Source organism: Pseudomonas sp. SED1 (genome assembly GCF_034044025.1).
GTDB lineage: Bacteria > Pseudomonadota > Gammaproteobacteria > Pseudomonadales > Pseudomonadaceae > Aquipseudomonas.
The window spans coordinates 1-2,368 of record NZ_JAXCIS010000089.1 but is presented as its reverse complement, the minus strand read 5'-3'; the positions used below and the strand labels follow the sequence as shown (position 1 = coordinate 2,368).

2 protein-coding genes are annotated in these 2,368 nt (G+C 62.6%); both read right to left on the bottom strand.

Annotated features, from left to right (window positions below; translation table 11 throughout):
* Positions 1 to 21: 21 nt before the first annotated feature.
* Complete coding sequence (locus tag SNL23_RS11915; protein WP_017479825.1) at positions 22 to 795, bottom strand: 3-hydroxybutyrate dehydrogenase; 774 nt, start codon at positions 793 to 795, stop codon at positions 22 to 24.
* 7 nt (positions 796 to 802) lie between these two features.
* Positions 803 to 2,194 (bottom strand): GntP family permease, encoded by a 1,392-nt coding sequence (locus SNL23_RS11910; RefSeq protein WP_076016313.1) that lies wholly within the window; start codon positions 2,192 to 2,194, stop codon positions 803 to 805.
* Between the last annotated feature and the right edge of the window lie 174 nt (positions 2,195 to 2,368).

Genomic DNA, 2,368 nt, shown 5'->3' with positions numbered 1-2,368 from the left:
CGGTGTCTTGGGGATCGTCGTTTACTGCGCCAGCCAGCCGCCGTCGATATTCCACGCCGCGCCCCGCACCTGGCTGCCGGCTTCGCTGCACAGGAACAGCACCAGTTCCCCCAATTGCGGCGGCGTCACAAACTCCAGGGACGGCTGCTTCTCCGCCAGCAAATCCTGCTGCGCCTGCTGTGGGTCAACCCCGGTGGCGATGCGATCATCAATCTGTTTCTGTACCAGCGGCGTCAACACCCAGCCCGGGCAGATGGCGTTGCAGGTGACATTGCTCTGGGCGGTTTCCAGGCCCACCACCTTGGTCAGCCCGATCACCCCATGCTTGGCAGCCACATAAGCCGCCTTGCCCACCGAACCCACCAGCCCATGCACCGAGGCAATGTTGACGATCCGCCCCCAGCCCTTGGCCTTCATGCCCGGCAGGCTCAACCGCGTGCTGTGGAACACCGACGACAGGTTGATCGCAATGATCGAGTCCCAGCGCTCCACCGGAAACTCGTCCACCGGCGCCACATGCTGAATCCCGGCGTTGTTCACCAGGATGTCGATGCCGCCAAACTCGCGCTCCGCGTAGGCGATCATCTCGGCGATCTGTGCCGGGTCGCTGACATCCGCCGGGTGATGCCCCACCTTGCCACCGAAGGCCTGCACCTGGGCGATCACCGCGCTGGCGTCGCCGAAGCCGTTGAGGATCAGGTTGGCGCCGGCTTTGGCCAGGCTCAGGGCGATGCCCAAGCCGATGCCGCTGGTGGAACCGGTGACCAGGGCGGTCTTGCCGTTCAATGTCGTCATATCAACCTCACACAATGCCGGTGGCGTAGAAAGTACCAATCACCACGAACACCGCGAGGGTCTTGATGATCGTGATGCCGAAAATATCTTTATAGGCTTCGCGGTGGGTCAGCCCGGTGACCGCCAGCAGCGTGATCACGGCGCCGTTGTGGGGCAGGGTGTCCATGCCGCCACTGGCCATGGCCGCGACCCGGTGCAGTACTTCAAGGGGGATATTGGCCGCATGGGCCGCTGAAATAAAGCTCTCCGACATGGCCGCCAGCGCAATGCTCATGCCGCCCGAGGCGGAACCGGTGATACCGGCCAGCAGGGTCACGGTAATCGCTTCGTTGACCAGCGGGTTGGGAATGCCCTTGAGCCAGTCCGCCAGCACCAGGAAGCCCGGCAGCGAGGCGATCACCGCACCAAAACCGTATTCCGAAGCGGTGTTCATCGCCGCCAGCAGTGCACCGCTGACTGCGCTCTTGCTGCCTTCGGCGAGCTTGCTGCGAATCGCCGAGAAGCCGAACACCAGCACCACGATGATCCCCACCAGCAACGCTGCCTGCACCGCCCAGATCGCCGTGAGCTTGGCGACTTCGGTCTGCACCGGCACGCTCATGCCCGGCAGGCTGAGGGTGTGGGTCTTGCCGTACCACAGCGGAATCCAGTGAGTGAACAGCAGGTTCATGATGCCCACCAGCAGCAGCGGCGACAGCGCGATCCACGGGTTCGGCAGCTTGATGTCTTCGGCGGTTTCCGGCTCGTTGCGCAGGTTGGTGCCATAGCCTTCACCCGCACGCTGGGCCTTGTTGCGCTGGCGGGCTAGGTACAGCATGCCGACGCAGAACACGAAGATCGTGCCGATCAGCCCCAGCCAGGGTGCGGCCCAGGCGGTGGTGTTGAAGAAGGTGCTGGGGATGATGTTCTGGATCTGCGGCGTGCCGGGCAGGGCGTCCATGGTGAACGAGAACGCGCCGAGGGCGATGGTCGCCGGCAGCAAGCGCTTGGGAATATCGCTCTGGCGGAACATCTCGGCGGCAAACGGGTACACCGCGAACACCACCACAAACAGCGACACGCCGCCGTAAGTCAGCAGGGCGCACACCAGCACGATCACCAGCATTGCCTGGCGGGTGCCGAGCAACCGGATCGCGGCGGCGACGATGGAGCGCGAGAAGCCGGAGATTTCAATCAGCTTGCCGAACACCGCGCCGAGCAGGAATACCGGGAAATACAGTTTGAGGAAGCCGACCATCTTCTCCATAAACACCCCGGTGAAGGCGGGGGCGACGGCGGAAGGGTCAGTGAGCAGCACAGCGCCGAGGGCGGCGATGGGGGCGAACAGGATGACGCTGTAGCCACGGTAGGCGGCCAGCATCAGCAGCGCCAGGGCTGCGAGGGCAATGATCACACTCATGGTGTGTCTCCATCTGATTGTTATTTTTGTGGGGTGAGGCGGTGGGGAAGGGCTATAGCGAGATGTGTGCCATGTTCTTAACTTGTTGAAATATATAGAGAAATCCTTGATCTGTGAGAGTGTTCTCAAGTTTTGTCCCGAGTTTGAGACTGTTGGAGATCAAATGTGGGAGCG